Origin of the sequence: Isoptericola sp. NPDC060257 (assembly GCF_042726645.1) — a bacterium.
GTDB classification, from domain to species: domain Bacteria; phylum Actinomycetota; class Actinomycetes; order Actinomycetales; family Cellulomonadaceae; genus Isoptericola; species Isoptericola nanjingensis.
The window spans coordinates 1-2,521 of sequence record NZ_JBHXAW010000413.1 but is presented as its reverse complement, the minus strand read 5'-3'; the positions used below and the strand labels follow the sequence as shown (position 1 = coordinate 2,521).

Here is a 2,521-nt window from a genome sequence, read left to right as displayed (position 1 = left end):
GTCGCCCGGGTGCGACGAGCCACGACCCCGGGTCACGCGTCGGCGGTCAGCTCAGCCCGCGCACCCACTGCGTCGACGACCCGTACATCCACGACCCCGAGCTGTCGACGATCTTCCACACGCCGCCGTCGGCCACGGAGCGGCTGACGCCGTCGGCCTCGACGACGATCTGCTCGCAGCCGTCCTCCGTCGCGTAGGGATAGGCGTCGGCACGGTAGGTCTTGCCGTTCGACCCGACGTACGAGATCGCCAGGTCGTCCCAGACGCTCACGGCCGGGTCCCCGAGCGAGCACCCGACGAACCACGCGCCGACGAAGGACGCCCCGTCGACCGTCCCCGCCTCGGTGTCCCAGAGGGACTGCATCCAGAAGTTGCCCACGAACCACTTGCCGGGCGCGTAGGGGTCCGACCTGCTGGAGTCGACCCAGAGCGTGGCCGCCTTCGAGTAGGCCGTCCCTGCGACGTTCGACACCCGCACGCGGTAGTCGGCGAGCGTGTGCCTGGATCGCGCGGTGAACGCGTAGGACGACGAGGTGCGGTCGGACACGTTCTTCCACGTGCCCGACTCCGCCGTCCGCACCTGCCACTGGTACTTCAGCCTGCCGCCGGTCGCGGACGCCGAGAACCGGGCGGACTGGCCGGTCTTGACCCACAGGGCGTCGGGCTGGTTCGTCACCTTGGGCGTGCTGACGCCCACGGGCCAGGCCACCGCGGCGGTGGCCGCGCTGGTCCGGGACGACGTCGCGTACCCCGAGCGGACGCCGGAGACGGTCACGGTGATCTTCTTGCCGTGCTGGGCCGACGTCAGCGTGAACGACGACCTCGTGGCGCCCTTGATGGCGGTGCCGTTCGCCTTCCACTGGTACTTCCACGACGTCGGCGCGGGGCTCCAGGTGCCCTTGCCGCTCACCTTGAGCGTGGAGCCGACGCGGACGGTCCCGGAGACCTGGGGCGCGGAGGTCCTGGAGTAGACGCGCAGCACGGCCGCGCCGGAGCTCGTCACGGTGCGCGTCGTGTAGCCGCTGCGGCTGCCCGTCACGGCGACGGTCAGCGTCCTGCCCGCGTACCTCGACGGGATCGTGTACGTGGAGCGCGTGGCGCCCGGGATCGACCGGCCGCTGATCTTCCACTGGTAGCGGTAGGTCGTCGCCCCGGGGTTCCACGTCCCGCGCGACACGGAGACCGTGCTGCCCACCTTGACGGTGCCCTTGATGCCCGGCCTCGGCGCCGACAGCACCCCCGGCGCGACCTTCGTGCCGGCGCTCGTCCTCGTGACGGTGGTGTACCCGGTCTTCTTCCCGGTCACCTTGACCGTGAGGGTCCGGCCCTCGGCCGTCGACGGCAGCGTGTACGTCGACCCCGTGGCGCCCGAGACCTTCGTTCCGGACACGTACCACTGGTAGCTGAGCGTGGTCCCGGAGGTCCAGGTGCCCGGCTTGGCGGTGACCTTCGAGCCCACGCGCACGGTGCCGCTGATCGTGGGCGTCCCCGCGGACAGGCCGGCCGCGACGACCGCGGCGGTCCGGTCCGACGTGAGCGTCCGGGGCGCGTAGCCCTCCGCGGCGCCCGACACCGTGACCACGATCGTCCTGCCCAGGTCGGCGGCCGTCAGGGTGTACGTCGGCTTCGTCGCGCCGTCGACGGGGTCCCTGCCACGCCACCACTGGTACGTCAGCGTGGCCACCGGCTCCCAGGCGCCGGCGTCCGCAGTGAGGGTCTGCCCGAACCGCACCGTCCCGCTGATCGTCGGAGCGGCGGCCACGAGCTCGCCCTCGGCCACGGTGCCGTCGGCGACGACCACGACCGACGCCGAGGTCGCGCCGTCGACGGCACCCTCGGGGGCCGTGCCGGTGACCTCGACGCTGACCTGCTCGCCGACCGTCGCGGGCCCGAGCGTCAGCGTGGGCTCCGCGCCCTCCGCGACCAGGGCGTCGCCGGCGAACCAGCGGTAGGTGAAGGCGAGCCCGGTCCCGGCCGGCGCCCACAGCTCCGGCCGCGGGTCGATCGCGACCTCCTCGCCGACCTGCAGCGTGCCGTCGACGAGGAGCTCGTCCGCCGTCGGGGCGACGACGTCCGTCGGGGCCACCGTCGGTTCGTCCGCGGCCTCCGTCGCGACGACTGACGCCGAGGCCGGTGGTGCGACCAGGAGCGGTGTGACGACCAGAGCCAGTGCCGTGACGAGCGCCGCCGCGCGACCGCGACGTCGTCGCGCCGCCGGGTGGAGAGGTTCCACGGGTCCTCCGAGGATGAGCGGCCGACGGAGCGGCCACGAGACGAAGCACGGCCGGCGTGGCCACGACCGCTCGGGGCCGGTCGCCTCGTCGCGCGGGCGCGGTCCGGCGGTGCTGCACGTCAGTATGGGACCCACGAGGGACGTTCTCCGACATATCGACCCAGGCCCGAGAAGGTCATCATCGACCGCGCCCTCGCCGGGCTGAAGAAGCGCGTCGAGTCCCACCCGGACGCCTGACCCGCCCGCCCGCCGCCGCGACGGCCCTCCCGGCCAGCCCGTTGTAGGCAT

1 protein-coding gene is annotated in these 2,521 nt (G+C 73.2%); it reads right to left on the bottom strand.

Going from position 1 to position 2,521, the window contains the following annotated elements; translation table 11 throughout:
- Positions 1 to 46: 46 nt before the first annotated feature.
- Positions 47 to 2,086 (bottom strand): hypothetical protein, encoded by a 2,040-nt coding sequence (locus ACFWEK_RS20730; protein WP_430555262.1) that lies wholly within the window; start codon positions 2,084 to 2,086, stop codon positions 47 to 49.
- Positions 2,087 to 2,521 lie beyond the last annotated feature (435 nt).